Annotated in this window: 20 protein-coding genes; 7 read left to right on the top strand and 13 right to left on the bottom strand. The window is 46.5% G+C overall.

The genetic code is table 11. The features are described from left to right. On the top strand, positions 1-393 hold the full coding sequence (locus HGH90_RS21350) for a hypothetical protein (RefSeq protein ID WP_168766987.1): 393 nt from the start codon (positions 1-3) through the stop codon (positions 391-393). Positions 394-477: 84 nt separating this feature from the next. Here HGH90_RS21350 and HGH90_RS21355 read toward each other — a convergent pair whose 3' ends face one another. The 5 genes from HGH90_RS21355 to HGH90_RS21375 all read right to left on the bottom strand — a co-directional run bounded on the left by HGH90_RS21355 (position 478) and on the right by HGH90_RS21375 (position 5,936). Continuing rightward, entirely contained in the window at positions 478-1,185 is a 708-nt protein-coding gene (locus HGH90_RS21355; RefSeq protein WP_168766988.1) for an SAM-dependent methyltransferase, read from the bottom strand. Continuing rightward, entirely contained in the window at positions 1,186-1,950 is a 765-nt protein-coding gene (locus tag HGH90_RS21360) for an EI24 domain-containing protein (protein WP_168766989.1), read from the bottom strand. Positions 1,951-2,141: 191 nt separating this feature from the next. Then, positions 2,142-3,155 (bottom strand): PorP/SprF family type IX secretion system membrane protein, encoded by a 1,014-nt coding sequence (locus tag HGH90_RS21365; RefSeq protein WP_168766990.1) that lies wholly within the window; start codon positions 3,153-3,155, stop codon positions 2,142-2,144. Between the two features lie 171 nt (positions 3,156-3,326). After that, complete coding sequence (gene upp, locus HGH90_RS21370) at positions 3,327-3,980, bottom strand: uracil phosphoribosyltransferase (protein ID WP_168766991.1); 654 nt, start codon at positions 3,978-3,980, stop codon at positions 3,327-3,329. A 42-nt stretch (positions 3,981-4,022) separates the two neighbouring features. After that, positions 4,023-5,936, bottom strand: coding sequence for a YfbK domain-containing protein (locus HGH90_RS21375; protein ID WP_169191861.1), 1,914 nt, complete (start codon positions 5,934-5,936; stop codon positions 4,023-4,025). Positions 5,937-6,018: 82 nt separating this feature from the next. Between HGH90_RS21375 and HGH90_RS21380 the strand changes: the two genes are divergently transcribed. Beyond that, positions 6,019-7,128, top strand: a complete 1,110-nt coding sequence (locus HGH90_RS21380; protein WP_247680028.1) for an anhydro-N-acetylmuramic acid kinase — start codon at positions 6,019-6,021, stop codon at positions 7,126-7,128. Positions 7,129-7,136: 8 nt separating this feature from the next. Here the strand turns inward: HGH90_RS21380 and ade are convergent, their stop codons facing one another. Next, positions 7,137-8,771 (bottom strand): adenine deaminase, encoded by a 1,635-nt coding sequence (ade, locus tag HGH90_RS21385; protein ID WP_168766993.1) that lies wholly within the window; start codon positions 8,769-8,771, stop codon positions 7,137-7,139. A gap of 120 nt (positions 8,772-8,891) precedes the next feature. Between ade and HGH90_RS21390 the strand changes: the two genes are divergently transcribed. Further along, on the top strand, positions 8,892-9,608 hold the full coding sequence (locus HGH90_RS21390; RefSeq protein ID WP_169191862.1) for an outer membrane lipoprotein-sorting protein: 717 nt from the start codon (positions 8,892-8,894) through the stop codon (positions 9,606-9,608). Positions 9,609-9,678: 70 nt separating this feature from the next. On the opposite strand, the gene HGH90_RS21395 is transcribed toward HGH90_RS21390, so the two are convergent. Continuing rightward, entirely contained in the window at positions 9,679-10,683 is a 1,005-nt protein-coding gene (locus HGH90_RS21395; protein ID WP_168766995.1) for a helix-turn-helix transcriptional regulator, read from the bottom strand. Positions 10,684-10,822: 139 nt separating this feature from the next. On the opposite strand from HGH90_RS21395, the gene HGH90_RS21400 reads away from it, so the two are divergent. Together HGH90_RS21400 and HGH90_RS21405 are read left to right on the top strand one after the other, a co-directional pair. Continuing rightward, on the top strand, positions 10,823-11,449 hold the full coding sequence (locus HGH90_RS21400) for a hypothetical protein (protein ID WP_169191863.1): 627 nt from the start codon (positions 10,823-10,825) through the stop codon (positions 11,447-11,449). A gap of 213 nt (positions 11,450-11,662) precedes the next feature. Continuing rightward, positions 11,663-12,298 (top strand): peroxiredoxin, encoded by a 636-nt coding sequence (locus HGH90_RS21405; protein ID WP_145660707.1) that lies wholly within the window; start codon positions 11,663-11,665, stop codon positions 12,296-12,298. A 247-nt stretch (positions 12,299-12,545) separates the two neighbouring features. Here HGH90_RS21405 and HGH90_RS21410 read toward each other — a convergent pair whose 3' ends face one another. The 4 genes from HGH90_RS21410 to HGH90_RS21425 form a co-directional block, all read right to left on the bottom strand. Next, the gene (locus tag HGH90_RS21410) at positions 12,546-13,304 is read right to left on the bottom strand and encodes an RluA family pseudouridine synthase (protein WP_168766997.1); all 759 of its coding nucleotides are present in this window, start codon (positions 13,302-13,304) and stop codon (positions 12,546-12,548) included. A 15-nt stretch (positions 13,305-13,319) separates the two neighbouring features. After that, positions 13,320-14,870: a pseudouridine synthase gene (locus HGH90_RS31820; RefSeq protein ID WP_168766998.1), complete on the bottom strand. Its 1,551-nt coding sequence runs from the start codon at positions 14,868-14,870 to the stop codon at positions 13,320-13,322. A 59-nt stretch (positions 14,871-14,929) separates the two neighbouring features. After that, positions 14,930-15,973 carry a 23S rRNA (adenine(2503)-C(2))-methyltransferase RlmN gene (rlmN, locus tag HGH90_RS21420; RefSeq protein ID WP_145660699.1) on the bottom strand — a complete coding sequence of 348 codons (1,044 nt, stop codon included), beginning with the start codon at positions 15,971-15,973 and terminating at the stop codon, positions 14,930-14,932. A gap of 151 nt (positions 15,974-16,124) precedes the next feature. Next, a complete protein-coding gene (locus HGH90_RS21425) occupies positions 16,125-18,026 on the bottom strand; it encodes a hypothetical protein (RefSeq protein ID WP_169191864.1) in 1,902 nt (633 codons plus the stop codon). A 185-nt stretch (positions 18,027-18,211) separates the two neighbouring features. Here HGH90_RS21425 and HGH90_RS21430 point away from each other — a divergent pair, with 185 nt between their 5' ends. Next, positions 18,212-19,411: a thiolase family protein gene (locus tag HGH90_RS21430; protein WP_169191865.1), complete on the top strand. Its 1,200-nt coding sequence runs from the start codon at positions 18,212-18,214 to the stop codon at positions 19,409-19,411. An 80-nt stretch (positions 19,412-19,491) separates the two neighbouring features. Here HGH90_RS21430 and HGH90_RS21435 read toward each other — a convergent pair whose 3' ends face one another. Continuing rightward, entirely contained in the window at positions 19,492-20,073 is a 582-nt protein-coding gene (locus tag HGH90_RS21435; protein ID WP_246121028.1) for an RNA polymerase sigma factor, read from the bottom strand. Positions 20,074-20,365: 292 nt separating this feature from the next. Here HGH90_RS21435 and uvrA point away from each other — a divergent pair, with 292 nt between their 5' ends. Further along, on the top strand, positions 20,366-23,182 hold the full coding sequence (uvrA, locus tag HGH90_RS21440) for an excinuclease ABC subunit UvrA (RefSeq protein ID WP_168767001.1): 2,817 nt from the start codon (positions 20,366-20,368) through the stop codon (positions 23,180-23,182). A 149-nt stretch (positions 23,183-23,331) separates the two neighbouring features. Here uvrA and HGH90_RS21445 read toward each other — a convergent pair whose 3' ends face one another. Continuing rightward, complete coding sequence (locus HGH90_RS21445; protein ID WP_168767002.1) at positions 23,332-23,775, bottom strand: DUF4293 domain-containing protein; 444 nt, start codon at positions 23,773-23,775, stop codon at positions 23,332-23,334. Positions 23,776-23,866 lie beyond the last annotated feature (91 nt).

A 23,866-nucleotide genomic window follows, 5' to 3' on the forward strand; every position in this document is an offset into this window, starting at 1 on the left:
ATGGGTCGTTTTGTCTTTATTGTTGTTTCTATTATTATACTGGTATTGGGAGGCATATTCTTCTATAAATACTATTTCGTTTTCGGACAGGGAGTAAAGGCAGGCGAGCTTAATTATTTTGTGCAGAAAGGATATGTCTTTAAAACCTACGAGGGCAAATTGATCCAGTCTGGTTATCGTGGTAAAGTAGCAGGAACTATTCAGTCCAATGAATTTCAGTTTTCGGTGGCCAGCGAACGTATTGCCCAGCAGTTAATGACCGCCAGCGGCAAAGTGGTAGAGCTGCACTATAAAGAATACCTGGGCGCTATTCCCTGGAGAGGCTACAGCCCCTTTATTGTAGATAGTATTATTTCTATCACCAACCCGGGCCCTCAGAACCTGGTTCCTTAAAATAAAAATATCACCCAAAAAAAATGCTGCAGCTCATTTCATGGCTGCAGCATTTTTTTTGGGCGAGCAGGAATGCATTGCGCCCTATCCCGCCTGTATAAGGAATATAGCAGGTCTTTTATGGAGATCTGGTAATTGTTTTTTCCATTCTTTCACGGTCTTGGTCTTGATGTATTCTGTAGGTGCGGTAATATCCGCCGCCACGCATACGCGGGTCCCGTCTTTACAGTTATCTACTATATCCTTCAACAGCTGGTTATTACGGTAAGGCGCTTCAATAAAGAGTTGGGTTTGTTGCTTCCGTTCAGAGGTGGTTTCCAGCTCCCGGATGGTTTTGATTCTCTCAGGACCCTTAACAGGCAGGTAGCCTACAAACTGAAAGTTTTGCCCATTCATACCGGAGGCCATTAGCGCCAGCAGCATAGAGTTGGGCCCGATCATCGGGATGATCCGGGCATCGATGCTGTGGGCCATTTGCACTACCAGGTGTCCGGGATCCGCAATGGCAGGGCATCCCGCCTCACTTAGTATCCCGATATCTTTACCTTCCAACAGTAATTTCCGGCCAATGGTTACATCTGGTGGCTGATTTTCATTCATGATCAGCAGTTGGAGGGCATCTATATTAATATTTCTGTCGAGCGCTTTTAAATAGCGCCGGGCAGTACGTTCATTTTCTACATAAAAAACCGATAGCCGCTGTACAATCACTGTTACATAGGCCGGGATGCTGAATAAGGCATCAGGACTCAACACGGTAGGAACAAGGTACACATTGCCAGGAGTATTCATTTATCGCAGTTTTTTATTTTGTAAGTCAATAGTGGCGGCAATTACAGCGTACGACGGCGCCAGCATCCAGCCCACCACCGGGATCAGCATAAACAGGTAAAACACCATGCCATTACCAATGGCCATGCCCCTGTGCTGGCGTATAAATGCAATGCTTTGTGACATATTTAAGCGATGTCTTTCACAACTATAATCCATCATGGCAAAGCCGTAAAAATAGCTCTCTACAAAAAAACTGATCATGGGGATCAACCAGCCTACAACCGGAATAAAAGATACCAGCAGCAATACCAGGATCGCAGCAGTTTGGTAAACGATGTTACGGCACGACATCTTAACGCCCCGGATGATATCCTGGCCCAGCTGTGACCAGCTGAATGGAAACTCTTTGTATTCCAGGATGGCCTCTGTTTTTTCTGATAAATAAGAGAATACCGGTGAGGCCACTATCAAAAACAAGTATTTGAAGTAAGAGAAATACCAGAATACAAAGACTATCCTCACAGAAAAAGCTACGAGGATAAAAAGAAAACTAATCCAACTGCTTTCCAGGTCCTGTACCCACTCGGTGATATGCAGCAATTTGGTCAGGTACTCTACAAAATCCCCGGAATATCCCCATACAAAGTAAAACCCCGTAAAAAAAAGCAAGCAGTAAATAATGCCCGGTATCAGTATCCATTTCCATAATTTATGCTGCATGATAAACTGGTGGGCCTTTCCATATGATTGAACAGCCGACAGTACTTCTCTGAATGAAAACAACGCCTGAATTTTTTAGTGTAACTAAATGTTTTATGAAAGAGCAACGAAACTAAGGCAAAAATATTTTAAATGTGAGCATAAAGCTGCAGGCACAAAGCAAAAAGCTATTATGGAGAATGATATTGGCGAATATTTAACAATATCGCAGCAGTCATTCTCCATAATAGCTTTTTGCTTTGCGCTTCCGGCTCTTAGAAGCGCGGACAAAGCGTCTTATACTTGTTATTTTCGTTCCTGGTGTGAATATAGATCAGTGAAATCTCGAAGCCTCCCCTGTAATTGGAGGCTGGTTTCAGGGTAGAAACGTTGGTATCATAAGTGAGCCCCAGCTGGAAACCCTTGTATTCCAGGCCCACATAGGGAATAACGGCGTCTTTAAGACGGTACCAGCTACCTACGTAAAAAGTAGTAGGCTGATCATCCACATCGCTGAGGGAGAAGCCATAAGCGCCGCCAAACGTAAATTCAGTAGCTGTGCTTTGTTTCATGTACAGAATACTGGTATGAAAGCGGTCTTTCCCGTTTACCGGTACAGACCCCCCGCCATGCACGGTCCAGCGATAGCTGAGCCGGTTCTGGGTCAGGTTCATGAACGACTCGGTAGGCTGGGTAATATGATAATAGGAGGCGCCCAGGTAAATATTGGACGATTCCCCGATTAAACCGTTGTACAGGATCCCCACGTTGGGATCGAAATAGGAAATTTTCGGATTTACCAGCGTTTCATTACTTGGAATAGACGGGTTATAACCGTTGTTATCTATTTGATTCTCAAATTGTAATTTAGTATTATCAATCCTTTTCTGCACTAGCGTTCCCTGCAAACCTATGGCAAGGGTATGATTACCTTCTGGATCCAGGCCCTTATGATAGGCTGTGCTGAACGAAAGATAAGTAGAAGTTAATGCCCCGCCACCGCTTCTGTCATACATGGCCTGGAGCCCAACGCCCCAGATATCTGTATAGGAAATAACGTTCTTAAGTATCCCGAAATCAATGGCAGCTGTCCCGGTAATGAAAGGAGAGGCAATACTGCTCCATTGGGACCGGTAGTTGCCGGATAAGCGGTAATCTCCTGAAAATAAGCCGGTAAATGCTGGGTTAAGCGTAAGCGGTGAGGCAAAAAATTGCGAAAAGTGCGGATCTTGCGCCCTTAAAGGATTAAAATAAAGTAATATGGTCAAGAATAGTAAAGCTCTTTTCATAGTAGTAAAGCTTAAAGCATAGGGTAGTTATGCAATGTCGGTGAAGGTACATTAATTAGTTCATATCGCAAATTAAATTCATGTATAAAAAGCCGCTGACATAAAAAAGCGAATAGCAGCAGTACCCATTAAAGATACAAAACTGCTATTCGCAAAACGATTTTATTGTGACTATTGTTGCAATTTATTTCCGAAGGCCAGATCGCCTGCATCTCCAAGACCTGGTACGATATACCCCTTGGCGGTCAGTTCATCGTCAATATCACCTGCCCAGATGGTCAGATTAGCGTTCGTATTACGCAGCACATATTCTATCCCCACAGTACAGGCAATAGCCACCACCAGGTGAATATGACTGGGTTTCCCAATGGCTTCCAGGTGCTCGATGGTTTTTACCAGCGAGGCGCCGGTAGCCAGCATGGGATCTGAAAGAATTAGCACCTGCCCGTCGATAGATGGGGTACTAACATATTCCAGGCTGATATCAAAAGAGCCATCGTGGTTATGTTTACGGTAAGCTGAGATAAACGCATGATCTGCCTTGTCGAAATAATGCAGTAATCCCTGATGCAGGGCCAAGCCTGCGCGTAAAATAGTGGCCAGTACCGGCTGCGCCTTCAGTATTCGACAGGTAGCAATACCCATTGGGGTAGTCACCTCCTTGTCTTCGTAATCCAGCGTTTTACTGATCTCATAAGCCGCCACTTCCCCTAGTCGCTCCAAATTACGCCGGAAGCGCATACGGTCTGTTTGAACCTCCACATTCCTGATCTCGCTTAACCATTCTCCAACCAACGAATTGGTTTCACTTAAATTGATAATCATGAGCAATCCCTTTGAGGCCGCAAATTACCGAAAAATAGTGAACTACTCTTGCTCGTCCTTGTCCAGTAATTTGGCTTTCTTTACCAGCTGTATAAATTCAGCCCGGTATCCTTCTTTGTCCTCTCCCCGCGCGGTGCCCGCCCACGACAACACCTGGTCGTAGGTAGCCGTACCTGCAAAGGCAGAACGCCTCAGCAACTGGCCAAAAGCGGCTACTGCGCTAGCCATCCGGAAGTCTTCCGGTGCAGCGCCAATTTCCTGGTTATCATAAGGCAGCACCTTTTCCATTAACTGGCTCTTTTCTGCAGTAGGCTCTTTGTAGCGTAATTTTACGGTCAACACCTCTTTCTGGTTACCTACTATCTTACCTTGCTGGTATTTCAACGGATCTACCCAGTTCACGTTTTCCCCTTTCTTACCGGTAGGTATCAGCTCATACAGTGCGGTCACGGTGTGCCCCACGCCCATATCGCCGGCATCTTTCTTATCGTTGTTAAAATCTTCGTTCTGCAATATCCTGTTTTCATAACCTACTAACCGGTAAGCCTGCACGAAGCTGGGATTGAATTCAACCTGCAGTTTTACGTCTTTGGCCACGGTAAACAGGGTACCTCCAAACTCGGTTACAAACGTTCTGCGGGCTTCCTCGAAATTATCAATATATGCATAGTTGCCGTTGCCTTTGTCGGCCAGCAGTTCCATGGTGTTATCTTTTAAATTACCCATGCCAAAACCGAGTACAGACAAGAAGATTCCTTTCTGCCTTTCATTTTCTATCAGGCGGGTCAATGCTCCCTCACTGGAGATACCCACGTTGAAATCGCCGTCTGTAGCCAATATTACCCGGGTATTGCTGTTTTCTTTGCGAAGCTTCCCTGCAATGTCATAGGCTAGTTGTATGCCGGCGCCACCGGCAGTAGAGCCGCCAGCCTGTAGTTCATCGAGGGCCGACAGTATACGTTGCTTGTTGTTGCCGCTGGTAGGCGGCAATACCACGCCGGCAGCGCCTGCATATACCACAATGGCTACTTTGTCCTGCGGGCGTAATTGTTCTGTCAATACCCGGAAGGCTTTTTTAACCAATGGAAGCTTATTTTCTTCATCCATAGATCCCGAAACATCCAGCAGGAACACAAGGTTGGTGGGAGGAAGATCTTTAGTATCTACCTGTTTGCTTTTCAGGGCCACGCGCACCAGCTGGTGACCGGTATTCCAGGGACAGATGGCCATATCGGTGTAAATGGCCACCGGGTCTTTGCCGGTAGGAGCTTTGTAGCCGTAATCGAAGTAATTGATCATTTCTTCTACTCTGACCGCATCCGGTGGTGGCATTTCGCCGTTGTTAAGGAAACGGCGCAAATTGCTGTAAGAAGCCCGGTCCACATCTATACTGAAGGTGCTCAATGGCTGATCTGTTACCGCATGGAAGATATTTTCGTTGATAGGGCTGTAAGCTTCTGTGTTGGAAGATGGATATGAAACGCGGGCACTACCGGCGGCTACACCCGATATCACCATCTCATAATTCTGCGCAGCCACCATATTACGTTTGGGAGCAGTAAATTTAACGGTAGGCGCCGGGGGCGGTGCTGGCGGCTCTCCACAGATGACCGCATCCTGCATTATATACCGGCTCCTGTCTTTCGCTAGCCGTTGCAGCAGATGGAGGGTAACATTGACAGCGGTCTGTTTGTCGCTTACAGTGAGTGTTACTACTTTGTAATTAGTGGCGCTGATTTCCAGCGTAACTTTTCCCACAGGGACTTTCAGGCTAAAATGCCCTTTGGCATCAGAAGCTGTCATCACATCTGTATTTTTTATCCGGACTACAGCATTGGCTACAGGCTGATTACCTGCGCTTTCTTTTACGGTACCAGTGATAGTGCGAGGCTGCCGGGCGGATACGGTGAGCGCTACTAGGCAGTGGAGTAATAGCAGAGCAAGATATTTTTTCATGGCGATATTGTTTTCTGCCAATAGGATGGCATCCATGTGGCCGTTTCCATAAATCAGGAAAAAAAATATTTTAAAACTACCTTTGCTGAAATTTTTTGAGATGGTATATAATGTGATTGGCACCATGTCTGGTAGCTCATTAGACGGACTGGATATAGTTTTTGCAGAACTGACCGAAATACGCGGACAATGGACCTATGCTATTAAAGCCTCCGAAAGCCTGCCTTATGAGCCGGAATGGGTGGAGAAACTGGCCGGGGCCACCACCTTATCAGCCCGGGACTACCTGCTGCTGCATACGGCCTATGGGCATTATACCGGACACCGTATCCTGTCTTTCATAGAAAAGAACCAGCTGGATCATAAAGTACATTTTATTGCCTCACATGGTCATACCACTTTTCATATACCTTCTGCTAAAACAACGGCCCAACTGGGCGATGGAGCGGCTATTACTGCAGTAACGGGATTACCGGTGATTACGGATCTGCGGGCAGTAGATGTGGCATTGGGTGGTCAGGGAGCGCCTATTGTGCCTATTGGTGAAAAATACCTATTGCCGGGATATCAATACTGGTTGAACCTGGGAGGCATTGCTAATGTTTCAGCCCAGTTGCCGGATCAATTTGTAGCATTTGATATTTGTCCTGCCAACCGTGTGCTGAACTCCCTGGCAGCGGCGCTGAATAAGCCTTACGACGACGGAGGCGCCCTGGCGGCCGGTGGCGTTGCAGATGTAGTGTTGTTGAATCAGCTGAACAGCCTGCCTTATTACGCTGCTTCATGGCCTAAGTCGCTCGCCAACGACTTCGGTACCGATACTATCCTGCCTATGATAGCGCCTTTGCGTATTTCAGTACAAGGTAAGTTGCGCACCTATGTAGAACATATTGCAGCACAGGTAGCGCAGGCCGTAAAAGCATTGAAAGAAAACATGCCGGAAGGACCTGGTAAAATGCTTGTTACCGGCGGCGGCGCATTCAATACCTTCCTGGTAAATACCATACAACAACAGCTGGAGCCATTAGGAGTTACCGTAGAAGTGCCCGATGCACTGACTGTTAATTTTAAAGAAGCCTTGATTATGGCGTTGATAGGCACTTTGCGCTGGAGACAGGAAGATAATGTCTTAAGCGGGGTTACCGGCGCATCAAGAGACTCTATCAATGGAGCACTCTGGACGAGCCGGTAAGCAATATATTAAAAATTGTTGTCGAGGAGCTGGAATTTATCTCCATCAAACAAGCCAAGATCGCTTAGTTTCAAATGAGGAATAACCAATAATGCCATGAAGGATAATGTCATGAATGGTGATGCCAGCCGGGATCCCAGGGCTTTGGCTGCTTTATCGAGGGCGCTGTATTGTGCAGCTACCGTATAGCCGTCGAGGTTACTCATCAAACCTGCTACTGGCAGGGGCAATACAGCGGTATCGGCGCCATTTACCACGCTGATACCGCCTCGCTCGGCTATTACTGCGTTGATAGCAGCCGCGAGGCTTTCGTCGTCGGTACCTACAGCAATGATATTATGACTGTCGTGCGCTACCGAAGAGGCAATGGCGCCACGCTGCAATCCAAACCCATGGATAAATGCCATTGCGGGAGCTGCCGGCCGGTAACGGTTTACGACGGCCAGTTTCAGCACATCTTTCGGTATACTGTTTTGTACGTTCCCTTCAGCTACCGGGAGTATTTCCTGTAGCGCATTAGTAATCAGCTGACCATCGAGCGCTGCTATCACTTTGGCGCTTACTTCGGCGCTATTGGCCGGAATACAAAAGTCGGTCGCCTTTACAGGATTACATATGAAATTGTTTACAGGGGCCGAGGCAATGCTGGGTATGAGCGTACGTCCATTTTCTGCTACTTTCATCCCATCAATATAAGTGGCCAGTATGTTGAAGTCTTCCAGGTTATCTACCACGATAAAATCGGCCGGATCATTTTCCTTCAGCAGGCCGTTATCCAGCTTGTAATGTACTACCGGGTTGATGCACGCAGCACGTAATACTTTAAAGAGGTCTATACCATGTGCCAGCGCTCTCTTTACCAGCAGGTTAATATGCCCTTCCTCCAGGTTATCAGGATGTTTATCATCACTGCAAAACATAATATGGTCGGTATAGTTATTCAGTAATGGATATAATGCCTCAAAATTTTTGGCAGCACTTCCTTCCCGGATAAGGATATGCATGCCGTACTTCAGTTTATCTAACGCTTCTTCAATAGTAAAACATTCGTGGTCAGTGCTGATGCCTGCGGCAATATAGTCGCGGGCGGCGTCGCCTCTAAGTCCCGGTGCATGGCCGTCGACAGGTTTACCCGCTTTTTTTGCAGCGGCAATTTTGGCCATCACTTCCGGGTCTTTATGCAGTACGCCCGGGAAATTCATCATTTCCGTGAGATACCTGATATCGGATCTTTCCAGCAGGGCTTCAATATCGGCCACTGTAATGGTGGCGCCCGCAGTTTCAAAAGTGGTGGCAGGCACACAGGAAGGGGCGCCAAAGTTGAACCGGAAGGGAACCTGTTTGCCGTTTTCCAGCATATAGTTAACGCCGGCAACGCCCATCACATTGGCTATTTCATGCGGATCGCTAACCGTGGCAATGGTGCCGTGGACAACGGCCATCCGCGCAAATTCGGAAGGAATGAGCATCGCGCTTTCCACATGTACATGCGCGTCTGTAAAGCCCGGCAGCAGGTAGCTGGAGTAAGATTGGCTATCGCGTGTAATCCTGGCTATGCGGCCGTTTTCTATATGCAAGGTAGCAGGGTAAATTTCGGCTTGCAGGATATCCACCAGGTTGCCCGATATCTGGAATGTATTCATGCCGTAAAGCTAAGGAATAGGCGGCATTTTCGGTCCTGGCGTATTTTTTGGTAAAATGTTTGGGGAGATGTTTTTTGGTTATCTTTAGTTACCAAAGAAACGAATATCAAAAACGTATTTATGACAAGGATTAAATCTTACGCGCTGCTGGCTGCCTTTTTGATAACAGGAATCAGCACTTACGCCCAGACTGCGGATGAAATTATTGCAAAGAATACTGCTGCAATGGGCGGGGAAGCAAAATTAAAAGACCTGAAAACCCAATATGTAGAGGGAAATATGGAAGTGCAGGGGCAGTCTGTGCCGATCAAAAAATGGGTAAAGCAGAATGAAGGCATGCGACTGGAATTCAATGTAATGGGAAGCAACAATGTACAGGTAGTAACCCGGTCTACCGGTTGGAGCCTGATGCCGGTGATGATGCAAACAGCGCCCCAGGATATGGATAGTGCTACCCTAAAAATCATGCAAGCGCAGCTGGATCTGAGAGGAGAGCTGTATGATTATAAAAACAAAGGAAAAAGGATAGCGTTAGCAGGTAAGGAAGATGTGAATGGCACACCGGCCTATAAGCTGAAAGTGACCGGGGAGAACGGCGCTACAGGGGATGTTTATATAGATGCTAATACTTTCCTGATTGTAAAAACAGTGAATAATATTAACATCAAGGGGCAGTCGCTGGAGCTGGTATTGATGATGTCTGATTACAAGAAAACGCCGGAAGGCTATGCCTATGCGGCTACTACTACGCAAACACCGGGCGATGTTAAAATAAATGTGTCGAAAGTAGATGTGAATACACCGGTGGTAGATACGCTGTTTGCTAAACCACAATAAGGATAACGGATATACGCTGGTGGAATGTAGATTGACAGGCCCGCCAGCGTATACCTTCTATGTACAAATATTATTTATACAATTTGGCCATGGCTTTTGCCTCTTCGGCCATTTTTTGTGCCAGGTGAGCTGGCTGCAACACTTTTACCTGGGCGCCATAGCTGAGCAAGGTCATGGTGAGCTCAGGGTTGATGACAACGTTAAGGGATATACGACATTCCTGGTCATTATCTTCCACTACTTCCTGGGAAGCGTGTATGGGCTGTGATTTAACATACTTGCCCTGTTTAGGAGCAAAGCTCAGCAAAACATGTTCGGGTTCCCCATCATGTACAGTGATGCCAACAGCATGCTTAAAATAGCTGGCATCATCAAAATTCTTTTCATCAAAATGTTTCATGGTAGGCCAGAGTTTCACAATTCTGTCCAACGCAAAGGTAATAACAGCGCCGCCACGGGTCTGCTGGCTTTTGCCGATCAGATAAAAGCGGTGTTGATATTCCCGCAGGTGATAGGGCTCTACCCAGTGTTCCTTGGGTTCGTCGCGTTCAAAGCTCTGGTAGGCAATCCGGATCACTTCCAGGTTTTTAATGGCATCTACAATTTCAGGAATATGTTCAGCGCCTTTGTATTGAGAGGCGCGGGCAAATTTAATCAACCCTTTATGTTGCAGCGCTTCCCGGTTCATTTTCAGGCTGGCGGCTATTTTGAGGATAGCGTCTTCAAATTGTTGTACTACAGGCAAACTGCGGAATTGTTCCAATATCCCAATAGCGATTTCCAGCCCCTGGAGATCTGCTTCTTCTATAGGGGAATTACTGATGGAAAAACTTTCATCTGCGTACCGATAGGTGCCACTGCTGCGGTCGTATACGATAGGCGCCATGTAGTTTAATTCCGGGTCCTGTCGCATGTCCTGTAAATCTTTCTGTATGGTACGGACGGAGATACCCGTTCCCATTTTATCAGATACATATTCAATCAGGTTGTCCAGGGTAGGTTTGGGTTTCTGTTTGCTGCGCAGTCGCTCATCGATCCAACGGTAGCGCGACACCGCATCTTTGTTCTTTGGCAATAGATAAAATTTAGATAATAAAAATAAGCAATTCCTGCTTTTGCAAATAAGGATAAAAAAAATATAGCGAAAAGATCACTACGCAAATTCCATGCGTGCAGCCCTGCTAGATTTGTATTGTTATCAAAACGGAATGGTTATGAATCAAGTAAATACAACTACAGCCATTACACAAATGCAGGCAATTTCAATTGGGCAAATCATCATGGATGATTCCAATTACCTGACACTCTGGGGCCAGGTGCTACAGGATGATGTGTGGTATCCCTGTGATTTTGTAACTACCTATGAAGTCATGAATACCATGCTGCGTTTCGGCCAGGATAAACACGATGCGGTACAGATGACCATTGTGAAAAAACTGGAAGATATGCGTCGTATCCCGGATATTATTGACCTGGAGGCCGAATTGGGAACCGCCGTAGTTTTTGACAATCTTATTTTTTATATGCGCCGTCCATGCCTGCAGCAGGACGATAACTGGGAAGCTTATGCGGATGAAGAGTGCTATTATATAGAACGGGTGATACAAATGCCCATAGTGCCGGTACCGCCCACCTTACCACCCGCTGCCCGCCTGCAGGGAGAAGATAACGAGAAAATGGAGTATTGTATCCAATTACTTCATGATGCCTATAACCTATACCTTGGATTTATTGAGATTGAACTCGGGGATGAAGCTGCCAGAATGAAGGCCGGTCTGGAAAATGACTATAAGTTCAGCATGGCTTATTATGCCTGGCAGCTACATACCTCAAATATTTAAACCCCTGTTAGCCATATTTTTATCTGTTGAATAACCCCTTTCAGCTGTTGTATGTACCCCTTCTATCCGTTGATTGAACCCTGTTAAACATTGTTTGTTAGCCCCAATTCCCCTTCCGCCGGAAAAAAAAACGGCAAAACTGAGAAAAAAATCCCTAGAAGTCTATAAATTTTGTAGGAAAAGGTTATTTTTGGTCAATAAAATCGCAGAACTATGAGTTTAAGACTGGGCGATGTTGCTCCAAACTTTAAGGCTAATACCACTTTAGGAGAGATAGATTTTTATGAATTTCTTGGTGATGGATGGGGAATCTTATTTTCTCACCCGGCAGACTTTACCCCGGTATGTACTACCGAGCTTGGTAAAACTGCCCTTCTGAAAGATGAGTTCGCGAAACGTAATACTAAAGTGCTGGCTGTCAGTGTAGATCCGTTGGATAAACACCTGAGCTGGATAAATGATATTAACGAAACACAACAGTGTGACGTAACTTTTCCTATTATTGCAGATGAAAACAAGACAGTAGCGAATTTGTATGACATGATTCACCCAAACGCCTCTGAAACGTTTACCGTTAGATCCTTGTTTATCATTGGACCGGACAAAAAAGTGAAACTGATCATCACTTATCCGGCCTCTACCGGCAGAAACTTCCATGAAGTGCTGCGCGTGCTGGATTCCCTGCAGCTTACTGCTAAATATAGCGTAGCTACACCAGCCGACTGGAAAGATGGAGAAGATGTGATCGTTACCGCAGCGGTGCCCACGGCAGATATTCCTGCCCGTTTTCCGAAAGGCCACAAAATTATCAAGCCTTACCTGAGAACAACACCTCAGCCCAACAAATAATGACGAAGTAGCCGGCGAAAGGCTTTACTTATAAAGATTTTTTAATGGTTGGTTTTTGATTTTTACGAAACGGGGATTTCTCCCCGTTTTTTTTATACCCTTTTGATGCCTGTTAACCATCTCCCCATATAGATAGGACTCCCAGGAGCCGGCATTAAAAAAGATTAGGGAAAACAAAAACAGCTTCCTGCTTCCGTTTCCCCTAATCCCTAAAAATCAAACAAAACAACATTCTTTATAACAGTCCCTATTCGGCAGACAGCCCTTCCCCAATGGCAGGCTGCTTGCCCCGATGCTTCCGCAATTGCGTCAGCAGGGCACTCATATCTTTAGGCAGTGGCGCCTCTATAGTATATTCCTTTCCGTATTGATCCTTAAACACCAGCATCGACGCATGCAACGCTAACCGGCTCAATAACGGACGCTCTTCTTCCGTATGTTTACCCAGCTTAAATTTCTTCTTGATGGCCGACAAAAGTATGGGCTGCGCGCTGCCATAAAACTCGTCTACCGCAATCGGATGACCCAGAAACTTCATGTGTACCCTGATCTGATGTGTACGCCCCGTATGAATCTGCATCCTGACCAGGCTGTACAAACCAAATTCTTCCAGTACTTCATAGTCGGTTGAAGAAGGCTTACCCTTACGGTTGGTCACCATCTTTCCCTTTTGCACGGGATGTTCCATGATACCCTCACTCACATTCCCCTGTTTAGTGGTAAGCTGACCGCTAACCAGGCCCAGGTAGAATTTTTTCACGTCCCGGCTTTCAAACAGCTGGGAGAAATATTTGTGAGCAGCTTCATTGCGGGCAAAGAGGATAATACCGCTGGTTTCGCGGTCCAGCCGATGTACGGTGAATACTTCACCATACGCTTTCTTCATGATGGCAATTAATGAGCTTAACTCATTGTCATGACGGTCTGGTAGCGTGAGCATACCGGCAGGCTTGTTCACGATAACAAAATCAGGTGTTTCCAGTATAATATGATCTACTAATCGCATCAGGCTATTTGGCAGTTATTTTTTAAAATGTTTCAACAGGATAACCTCTTTCTCTGTGAGAAAGCGCCATTGACCCCGGTTCAACGTTTTTTTGGTCAGTCCTGCATACATTACCCGATCCAATTTTTCAACGGTATATTCCAGGTGTTCAAAAATACGACGTACGATACGGTTCTTGCCACTGTGGATCTCAATTCCTACCTGCTTTTTGTCCTTTGGATCAACATAGCCTAGTGCATCTACAACAGCTACACCATCTTCCAGGGTTACGCCGTCAATAATTTTGTCAAAGTCGCCCTTGGTAAGCGGCTTATCCAGTTCTACCTGGTAAATCTTTTTGATATTGTGTTTAGGATGTGCCAATCGCTGCGCCAGTTCTCCATCATTGGTGAGTAACAGTAATCCAGACGTGTTACGGTCCAAACGGCCTACCGGGTACACTCTTTCATTTTCTGCAGCGTCCTGGATCAGGTCCATTACGGTTTTGCGGCCTTCGGGATCATCAGTAGTAGTAATATAACCTTTGGGTTTATTCAACAGGATATAAATCAGGTTTTTGGTAGGGGTAATTTTTTTATCCTGCATCGTCACGTGATCGCTGCTGGTTACTTTCGTAGCAGGCTCCGTAACTACTTTGCCATTCACCGTTACCTTACCTTCTTTGATCAGGTCTACCGCCTTCCTGCGAGAGCAAAGACCGCAGTGCGCCACAAATTTGTTCAATGGCATTTCGCCGGGGCCAAAGATACTTTGCTTGTTTTCGTCGCTGTCTTTTGTAGCAGGTTTTGCATCAGACGGGTGGTTACCATCTCTTACCTTAATACGTTTTTTCCGGTCTTGTTTGTCGGCAAAACGTTCATTGGTTTTATCAAAGAATTTTTTTCGGTTAAATCCGCTGGGAGTTTCTCTATCTGCAGATTTGCCGCCTTTTTTACTGTCGCCATGAAAATGGAAGGCACTGTCATCGTTCTTTTTGGTAATGCCGTAGGTACGTTTACGTAATGGTTTGTCTTCGCTGCCAGTGCGTTTACCAAATGCGGGCCTGTCGTCGCGCTTGAAGCCGCCGCCACGTTTATCTTCGCTCTTTTCACCAAAACTACGCTTAGGTCTATCTTCACTTCTCTCTCCAAAACTGCGCTTAGGCTTATCCTCAGTTCTTTCTCCAAAATTGCGTTTAGGCTTATCGTCGCCTCGTTCGCCGAAGTTGCGCCTGGGTTTATCATCTCCTCTTTCACCAAAGCTGCGTTTCGGTTTATCGTTACCGGCGCCGAAGCCAGGCTTGCGGCCATCGGCAGAGAAACCTGGTTTACGGGCAGGGCGTTCGTTATTATCGAAAGTACGTTTGCGGAATGCAGGTTTTTCGTCCCCGGTTTTCCCACCTTCAAAACGGGAGGAACGGAAAGACGGTTTGCCTTCTGTATGGCCGCTATCTTTTGCAGAGGCTCTTCCTGGCCTTTCGCCGTCAACGGAAAAGCGGTTGCGGTTGCCTGCTGGTTTGTCGCTTTTACCCAACTTATTGTCCCTGGATGGACCAAACCCTTTTTTAGCAGGTTGTTTTTTCTTCATAAATTATCATTGATTGATGATCATGGATGCATGACCAATAAGAATATGCATGTTAATAGTTAGCCTTTGTTGGCCAATTGTCCGCAGGCAGCATCAATATCTTTACCACGACTACGGCGCAGCCTTGCATTCACCTTGTTTTTAGCCAGGTATTCCATAAACTCTTCTGCTGTTTGGGCATCAGGCTTTTGGAAACGGGCCATACCAATTGGGTTGTACTCGATAATATTCACCAGGTCGGCCGGTACCTGCCGGTAAATTTTAATCAATTCATCGGCATCTTCTTTGGCATCGTTAAAATCCTTGAAGAGAATGTATTCGAAGGAAATTTCGTTTTCAGTGGCCTTGTAGAAGTAGTTCAGCGCTGCAATCAACTCTTTCAGGTTGTTGGAATCGTTGATCGGCATGATTTCGCTGCGTTTTTTATCATTTGCTGCGTGTAAAGATAAAGCCAGGTTAAATCTTACTTTATCATCTCCCAGCTGCCGGATCATTTTGGCTACACCCGCAGTAGACACCGTAATACGTTTAGGCGACATGCCCAGTCCGTCGGGGGCGGTAATCCGCTCAATGGCCTGCAGTACGTTCTTATAGTTGAGCAAAGGTTCGCCCATACCCATAAACACAATATTGCTTAACTTTTTGCCATAAGAAGTCATGGCCTGCTCATTGATGAGCGCTACTTCATCATAGATTTCATCAAAATCGAGGTTGCGCTTACGGTCCATATAGCCGGTAGCACAGAATTTACAGCTCAGGCTACAGCCTACCTGGGAGGATACACAGGCCGTTTGACGGCTATCGGTAGGTATCAGTACACCTTCCACCAGGTGATTATCGTGCAGGCGAAAACGACTCTTAATGGTGCCGTCATTACTCTGCTGTACGGCATCTACTTTTATGGCCGGAAGGGTGAAATGCTCGGTGAGTTTTTGTCTTAGTTCTTTTGAGAGATTGGTCATCGCTTCAAAACTATCGGCATGACGTAGCCAAAGCCACTCGTATACCTGTTTCGCGCGGAAAGGTTTTTCACCTATTGACCCGAAATATTCCTGTAAGGCCGGCAGGCTTAAATGCCGGATATTTTTATTGTCAGACTTCATTATTTGACCGTTGTTTGAGCAATTGGCTGCCTTCCGGCAGTCGAAAAGTAACGGCAAAGATACGTAATATTGGGATACTGACAGAATGTAGCCTAAAAGGCCATGCCACAGCCGTTTCCAGCTGTGGCATGGCTGCAGTTATGTATAGTATTTATTTCATCCATATGGCCGCAAACCGGGAAGAATTGTCATACCCCTGTACCCGGTACAGCTGGTATCCCTGGGCGGTTAAGTCGGTAAACTTGGCCTGGTAATCGGCCGGGCTCATGTTCATGTAAGAGTAATAGGCCTTATTCCTTGGCCACCATAGGCCTCCAACATTGTTTTGGCTGCCGTTTTCCTCCACATTGACGTTCACCGTCATCAATCCGGCTTTATTAAGCTCGTCGAATTTTTTGGTAAAATCATTGGTATTCATGCCATAATACATGTAAAATCCTCCAGGGTTGTTGCTGCCAAATACCCCGGCATGATAACGTTTGCCCCCCGCATAGTATACCACATGTTCGGTAACCCGCATTTTTTGCTGGTCAACGCAGGTTTTCCATTTGGCATTCCACACATCATCGGTAGCATTGTGTATTGCTACAAAGTTTTCATTGCCGCGGAGTTTCCATATGACTGTAAATAAGGGGTTGCCTCCGGCATCGTTTGCCACGGAAATTTGGCGGGGAATAAAGCCTTTGGCATAATACTCATCAAAGTATTGTTGATACTGGGTGGAATTCATATTGATACGGCAATACCACTGCGAGGGCAGACCGTATTGGAATGAGCCGGATGCCAGGTATTGATTACCGGCTTTGTGTACGCTCAATGTTTGCAAAGCCATGCCCATACCGGTATAATAGCCCCAATACTGGGTGATATGCTGCACCGGCACATTGTGGAAAGAAGGGTAGAAAGGGGCAAAGAAACGGTTGAACGCCCCGGTGGCGCCGATTTCATAACAGGAGGCGTTGCTGGTCTCGGAAGTGGAGTAAACACCGTAGGGATCTACCTCCATCCAGTCGGCCCCGGTACCCGGACTCTTGATCCATAGCATAAAATGCAGGTGGTTATTGGCGGTATAAGGATTGGTGGGCGTACCATCCTGGTTAAGTCCCCATCCTGCGCCACCAAAGCCCGTATTGCCCGACCAGGCAATCTGCTGGCCTGCATATACTTTGTCGCCGGCCTTTACCTTCAGTTTTTGATCGTTGGTGCCCCAAAGCAGTTGGGAAGGATTGGGCAGGTTCGCGAATTTCTTATACTTGGTATCCCGCGCATCCAGGTTACCGGGATCACTGACGGGGATCACTTTTGCGTTAGCTATATCATGATCAAACCCGCCGCGGAGGTGGAAGTAGCCAGTGCGGTACGAGGTGCCGTCCTGGGCAATATGTTCTATGATCACCACATTACCGAAGAAAGGATCCCACATGGCGGTAACTACCTTACCTGCAGCACTGGCGTATACGCCAAAAGTAGGATCTATACCGGGGCCGTAAGCATCTGATGTTTTGGAAAAGTCTACCGAACCATGGCCACTGCCATTATCATACTTCCAGGCGCCCCCGGGATATACCTTGCTGTTAGTGAAGGGGAGGAAGAAAGGTACTTTGGGAGTAAGGCTTTCCGCGTAGGTCCGAGCATCGTTTTCAGTGCTGAAAATGGCTGCAGGAGATGCGTATAGCTGGTTTTTATTAGCTGCTTCATCTTTGATGTTATAGCTGCAGCAACCAATGGTAACAGTAGGGGTGGTACAAAAGGCCGGTGTATTTAGCTTTTTTACCGTAACAGGACCATTGTCGATGCCAATGAAAGCGGTTTTGCTGTTAATGACCATGTTCCATTTGGGGGCTGGCGACAGGCGCTGTACATTCAGGTTGCGGCCTGGTGCTACCGGGTGTTGCCGGGAAGGTTCTATGCCTTCCTTAATAGGGGCAACGGGTTTGATAGGCCTGTAAAGTAATTCCGAGAGATTGGCGTCGTTTTCTCCGACAGGTTGCTGTGCGTTGGTCATCACGGGAAAGAGGCCTGCCAAGCACAATAGGATACGTAAGTACTTCATTCTTGGGGTTTTTTAACGATGAATAATAATCGGGGGCAAAACTACGGTTCTGTAAAAGTTGGCCAAATGGTATTTACTAAAAGGCGGGAATAACATTATAATTGGCGGTGTTTTACGGGTAGCTTGCAGGTGACGAGGCGATTTAATGGGGATGCTTTATATTGCAGTTAAACCAAAACAATCACATGCAAGTTGCTTACATAGTAGATGCGGTACGTACTCCCATAGGCCGCTATGGTGGCGCACTGAGCACCATCCGCCCGGATGATTTGCTGGCGCATCTGATCAAAGCGTTAGTGAAAAGAAATAGTTCCCTGGATCCTGCTGCCATAGAAGATGTGATTGCAGGCGCTGCCAACCAGGCGGGGGAAGATAACCGGAATGTGGCACGGATGGCGGCACTACTGGCAGGGCTACCGGTCACCGTAGCCGGTAATACTGTAAATCGTTTATGCGCTTCCGGTATGCAGGCAATTATGGATGCAGCCCGGGCTGTGATGTGCGGAGAAGGTGATGTATACGTGGCCGGAGGTGTAGAAAGCATGACCCGTGCCCCCTTTGTAGTGGGCAAGTCGGATACTGCTTTCAGCCGCAAAGCAGAGATGTATGATACCACGATAGGCTGGCGTTTCACTAACCCACAGCTGGCCGACATGTACCATCCCTATGCGATGGGGGAAACAGCCGAAAATGTGGCTAACCAGTGGAAGATAGGAAGAGAAGAGCAGGATATTTTTGCATTGCGTAGCCAAACCCTTTACCGGCAGGCATTAGAAGCCGGTAGATGGCAACAGGAAATTATACCGGTAGAAATTATCCAGGGGAAAGACGAAAAAATACTGTTTGCTGAAGATGAGCATCCGCGGGCTACTACCCTGGAGAAGCTGGCTGCTTTGCGCCCTGCTTTTGCTAAAAATGGATCTGTTACGGCAGGCAATTCCTCTGGCATCAACGATGGCGCTGCCGCGGTGCTTATTGTGTCGGAAAAAGCATTGAAACAATTTAACCTCCGGCCGCTGGCACAGATCAAAAGTATAGCGGTAGCGGGCGTAGATCCTTCCATTATGGGTATCGGCCCTGTACCCGCTTCTAATAAGGCCTTGCAACGTGCCGGGCTCACGGTGGATCAATTGCACCTGGTAGAACTCAATGAAGCCTTTGCAGCGCAATCGTTGGCCTGTATACGTGACCTGGGCCTGGACCCCGAGCTGGTAAATGTAAATGGGGGCGCCATTGCGATCGGGCATCCACTGGGTTGCAGCGGCGCACGTATTACAGCTACTTTGTTACATGAAATGAAACGCAGACCTGGGGCTAAATATGGGTTGGCTAGCATGTGCGTGGGCGTTGGGCAGGGAGCAGCGATTATCTTCGAAAAAATATAAGCGTAGGACTGTCCTAAAATAGCGAGCGGTCGGACATTACATCCGGCCGCTCGTTGCTGGCAAGCAAAAAAAAGGGTTCATCATAGACAGATTTGTTTCTCCGTCATCATTTTCCGAAGATTGATCAGACCATAACGCATCCGACCCAATGCTGTATTAATACTCACTTGCGTGAGATCTGCTATTTCTTTAAAACTTAATTCTGCATAGTGGCGCAGGATAATCACTTCCCGTTGTTCTTCCGGCAGCATATCCAACATCCTTCGAACGCGGTCATGACTTTGACGGGTAATTAGCTTGTCTTCCGCACAACTGTCGCTGAAACCTAATACATCGAAGATGTCTTTGTCATCGCCTGTTCTGATCATTGGCGTACGCTTAATTTTCCGGAAATGATCTACACAGAGGTTATGCGCAATACGCATGGCCCAGGGAAGAAACTTTCCTTTTTCTGTATAACGTTCAGCTCTAATCGTATCAATGATTTTAATAAAAGTATCCTGGAAGATATCTTCTGCGAGGAAGGAATCTTTTACCAGTAGCAGGATGGAAGTGAACACCTTGTCTTTATGACGGTGCACCAACTCTTCTAATGCGGAAGAATGTCCCTTTTTAAAGAGGGTAATCAACTGCTCATCGCACAATTTGTACATTACTTGCATAAACTTCTACAACTAGGCGGGTTAGTAAATAAATTACAGACTTTACAGCCAGTTTGGTTGTTTTAATTAAGTAGAGTTTATGCGATAATGAGCAGTTTTTAGTTAAAGATTGATGCCTGAAATGCCAGCGAGATAGACTCTGGTCTTATGCAAATATAACAGAATAGTTCAATAAAACAAATAATATTAAAATAGGTTTTGGGAGGCTAAAATAAAGGCTTTGAGCGGATTCGACGCACCGCCCAAAAGCTAACTATTGAACTAACATCTTTTCCCTTAAATTTGTTCTGTCATGGCAACAAAAGTAAAGAAAGAAACAAGCGCAATTGATCCTCAGGAAGTTAGCCCGCAGGACCATATTTTCATAAAAGGAGCCAGGGTACACAATCTCAAGAATGTAAGCGTATCCATCCCCCGTAGCAAACTCGTGGTAGTGACTGGTGTGTCCGGTTCGGGAAAATCCTCCCTGACCATGGATACCCTCTATGCCGAAGGCCAGCGCCGGTATGCGGAAAGCTTAAGCTCCTATGCCCGTCAGTTCCTGATGCGAATGAATAAGCCGGATGTCGACTATATCAAGGGAATTTGCCCGGCCATCGCTATCGAACAGAAAGTAATTACCCGTACTCCCCGCTCTACTGTGGGATCTATGACGGAAATTTATGATTATCTCCGGCTTTTATTTGGAAGAGTGGGTAAAACCTATTCCCCCATCTCCGGAAAACTGGTAAAAAAACATGAGGTAAGTGACGTGGTAGACTTTATCACGAAACTAAAAAATGGCAGTAAAGTATTGCTGCTGGTGCCTTTCCGTCGCCATGCAAAAAGAGAGTCCAAGGAGGAACTGGGCATACTGCAGCAGAAAGGATTTTCCCGTTTATACGTACCCGGTGGCGATGGTAACGGCCTGTTACGGATAGAGGAGCTGCTGGAACAAAAAAAGATTACCGTACCCGCTGATGCCTGGGTATTGATAGATCGCTTGGTGGTAAAGGATTTTGAAGACGATGATAAACACCGTATAGCCGATAGCGTACAAACGGCATTTTATGAAAGTGAGGGTGATTGCTTTGTAGAAGTAGATGGAAAAGATATCCAGCACTTTGCCAACCGCTTTGAGCTGGATGGTATTACGTTCGAAGAACCTGTACCTAACCTGTTTTCTTTTAATAACCCCTACGGCGCCTGCCCCACTTGTGAAGGATTCGGGCAGGTACTCGGCCTCGACGCCGACCTGGTGATACCCGACAAGCGGCTGAGCGTTTTTGAAGGCGCTATCGCACCCTGGCGGGGTGAGAAAATGGGGGAGTACAAAGATGCGCTCATTAAAGTAGCACGTAAATTCAATTTCCCCGTACATAAGCCTATCGCCGAATTAACGGATGAACAGGTGAAATTGCTCTGGACCGGCAACGAACATTTCTATGGGCTGAACGAATTCTTTAAGATGGTAGAGCAGAACCTGTATAAGGTGCAATACCGTGTATTGCAAGCCCGCTATCGCGGTCGCACCATATGCCCCGAGTGCGGCGGCGGACGTTTGCGCAAAGAAGCCCTCTACATCAAAGTGGGCAACCGGAATATCGCGGAGTTGGTGGATTTGCCCGTATCAGACCTGAAAAAATGGTTCGATGAACTCGATCTCAACGAATATGATCAGCAGATCGCCAAACGTATTCTTATTGAAATAAATCATCGTATCAAAACCTTACTGGATGTAGGTCTCGGATATCTTACGCTCAACAGGGTAGCCAACACCCTGAGTGGTGGCGAAAGTCAGCGTATCCAACTGACGCGCACGCTGGGCAGTAACCTTACTAACTCCATGTACATACTGGATGAACCCAGTATCGGTTTGCATGCACGTGATACCCATCGCCTTATCGCCGTATTGAAAGAACTGCGTGATCTTGGCAATACGGTGGTAGTAGTAGAACATGATGAACAGATGATGGAAGAAGCCGACTATATCATCGATATGGGGCCACTAGCCAGCCACCTGGGAGGGGAAGTCATTTTCGCAGGTACTTATCCACAGATCCTGAAAGATGGCAAAAGCCTTACTGGTAAGTATCTCAGCGGACAATTTACCATCGATCCTCCGGCGAAGGTGCGCAAATGGAAAAAAGCCATTACCGTGGAAGGCGCCCGGCAACATAACCTGAAAAATATCACTGTTGATTTTCCGTTGCAGGTACTCACCGTTATCAGCGGTGTGAGCGGCTCCGGAAAAACCACCCTCGTAAAACAGATTCTCTACCCCGCGCTGATGAAGCTAAAGGGCGAGTTTGCAGAAAGAGTGGGTAACCACAAAGCCCTGAAAGGCGCTATGGATGATATTACACAGGTGGAAATGATTGACCAGAACCCAATTGGTAAATCGTCGCGCTCCAATCCCGTTACCTACATCAAAGCCTATGACGAAATCAGGGATCTGTATTCCAAACAACAGCTGAGTAAGATGCGTGGCTTCCAGCCCAAACATTTTTCTTTTAACGTAGATGGCGGCCGTTGTGATGCCTGCAAGGGAGAAGGAGAGGTAATTGTGGAGATGCAGTTCCTGGCAGATGTACACCTTACCTGCGAAAGCTGCGGTGGTAAAAGGTTTAAAGACGAAGTGCTGGAAGTTACCTATAAAGGGAAAAATATCTATGAAGTACTGGAAATGGGCGTAGATGAGGCGCTGGACTTCTTCAAAGATGAAAAAGAAGTATGCAATAAAATACGGCCTTTGAGCAGTGTGGGATTGGGCTATGTGAAACTCGGACAAAGCAGCGATACGCTCAGTGGTGGAGAGGCGCAACGTGTGAAACTGGCGTCTTTCCTCGGAAAAGGGAAAGCCCAGGGACATATCCTCTTTATCTTCGATGAGCCTACTACTGGCTTGCATTTCCATGATATCAGGAAGTTGCTGGACTCCTTTAATGCGCTAATCGATCAAGGCCATACGGTGCTGGTGATCGAACATAACCTCGATGTGATCAGGAGCGCCGATTGGGTAATCGATTTAGGACCCGAGGGCGGCGCTGGCGGTGGCAACCTGCTGTACGCGGGTGTTCCAGACGGGTTAAAGAAAGTAGCCGAAAGCTATACCGGGAAGTTCCTGTAACGAGGGCATCAAAAATAAAGTTAGAAAGGTGTATCGGTTGTGATACACCTTTTTTTTGTGAAAGCGGTCAGCGATGCTAACAGTTGCTCAATAAAAAAGGGCCGCACCTGGAGGTGGCGGCCCTGAAAATTTTGTAGGTAAATGCCTGGTTATCGGAGTCGGTCGAGAGATTTAATCAGTTTCTCATCTTTATAAATGCCTCTTACCGCCAAGACTAGCAAAATGATGATCACAATGGGTAAAAATGAGGCGATCTGATAAGACGCGGATGTGATGGCTACGCCACCGGTACTTAATTTATTAGCAGTTTGCTGCACCACATAATATTGGTAAGCCAGGGCGCCAAAAGCAAAAAGAATGTTAAATATTGTCAGCCGGAACTGTAGTTTACGCTTCTTAAAGAGGAAAATAGTCACTGCACTCAGCAGTATAATCACCACATACAGTACAAACAGGAGATAGTTGCTGGAAGCGTTCACATACACCGGGTTAGGGTTGTTGGTCAGGGTAGCTTTCCACAGGTTAAAAGATAAAGCAGCAGCGCCTGCGGCGGCAGCCAATAGCAGATAGAGACTCTGGATGCGTTGTATCATGATATTTGCGAATGTTTAACGCTGTAAAAGTAAGTAATTTTAATGGTTAGTATCGTTAATAATAGGCAGGTATCCCACTATTGTGTTGGAT

The organism is Chitinophaga sp. Ak27 (assembly GCF_012726295.1).
Classification (GTDB): Bacteria; Bacteroidota; Bacteroidia; order Chitinophagales; family Chitinophagaceae; genus Chitinophaga.

Coding starts and splice junctions, on each gene's coding strand:
- HGH90_RS21430 (WP_169191865.1), top strand. CDS start 18,212: ATGCAAGTTGCTTACATAGTAGATGCGGTACGTACTCCCATAGGCCGC.
- HGH90_RS21410 (WP_168766997.1), bottom strand. CDS start 13,304: ATGCGATTAGTAGATCATATTATACTGGAAACACCTGATTTTGTTATC.
- HGH90_RS21390 (WP_169191862.1), top strand. CDS start 8,892: ATGACAAGGATTAAATCTTACGCGCTGCTGGCTGCCTTTTTGATAACA.
- rlmN (WP_145660699.1), bottom strand. CDS start 15,973: ATGAAGTCTGACAATAAAAATATCCGGCATTTAAGCCTGCCGGCCTTA.
- HGH90_RS31820 (WP_168766998.1), bottom strand. CDS start 14,870: ATGAAGAAAAAACAACCTGCTAAAAAAGGGTTTGGTCCATCCAGGGAC.
- HGH90_RS21355 (WP_168766988.1), bottom strand. CDS start 1,185: ATGAATACTCCTGGCAATGTGTACCTTGTTCCTACCGTGTTGAGTCCT.
- HGH90_RS21375 (WP_169191861.1), bottom strand. CDS start 5,936: ATGAAAAAATATCTTGCTCTGCTATTACTCCACTGCCTAGTAGCGCTC.
- HGH90_RS21445 (WP_168767002.1), bottom strand. CDS start 23,775: ATGATACAACGCATCCAGAGTCTCTATCTGCTATTGGCTGCCGCCGCA.
- uvrA (WP_168767001.1), top strand. CDS start 20,366: ATGGCAACAAAAGTAAAGAAAGAAACAAGCGCAATTGATCCTCAGGAA.
- upp (WP_168766991.1), bottom strand. CDS start 3,980: ATGATTATCAATTTAAGTGAAACCAATTCGTTGGTTGGAGAATGGTTA.
- HGH90_RS21350 (WP_168766987.1), top strand. CDS start 1: ATGGGTCGTTTTGTCTTTATTGTTGTTTCTATTATTATACTGGTATTG.
- HGH90_RS21405 (WP_145660707.1), top strand. CDS start 11,663: ATGAGTTTAAGACTGGGCGATGTTGCTCCAAACTTTAAGGCTAATACC.
- HGH90_RS21425 (WP_169191864.1), bottom strand. CDS start 18,026: ATGAAGTACTTACGTATCCTATTGTGCTTGGCAGGCCTCTTTCCCGTG.
- HGH90_RS21365 (WP_168766990.1), bottom strand. CDS start 3,155: ATGAAAAGAGCTTTACTATTCTTGACCATATTACTTTATTTTAATCCT.
- ade (WP_168766993.1), bottom strand. CDS start 8,771: ATGAATACATTCCAGATATCGGGCAACCTGGTGGATATCCTGCAAGCC.
- HGH90_RS21400 (WP_169191863.1), top strand. CDS start 10,823: ATGAATCAAGTAAATACAACTACAGCCATTACACAAATGCAGGCAATT.
- HGH90_RS21435 (WP_246121028.1), bottom strand. CDS start 20,073: ATGCAAGTAATGTACAAATTGTGCGATGAGCAGTTGATTACCCTCTTT.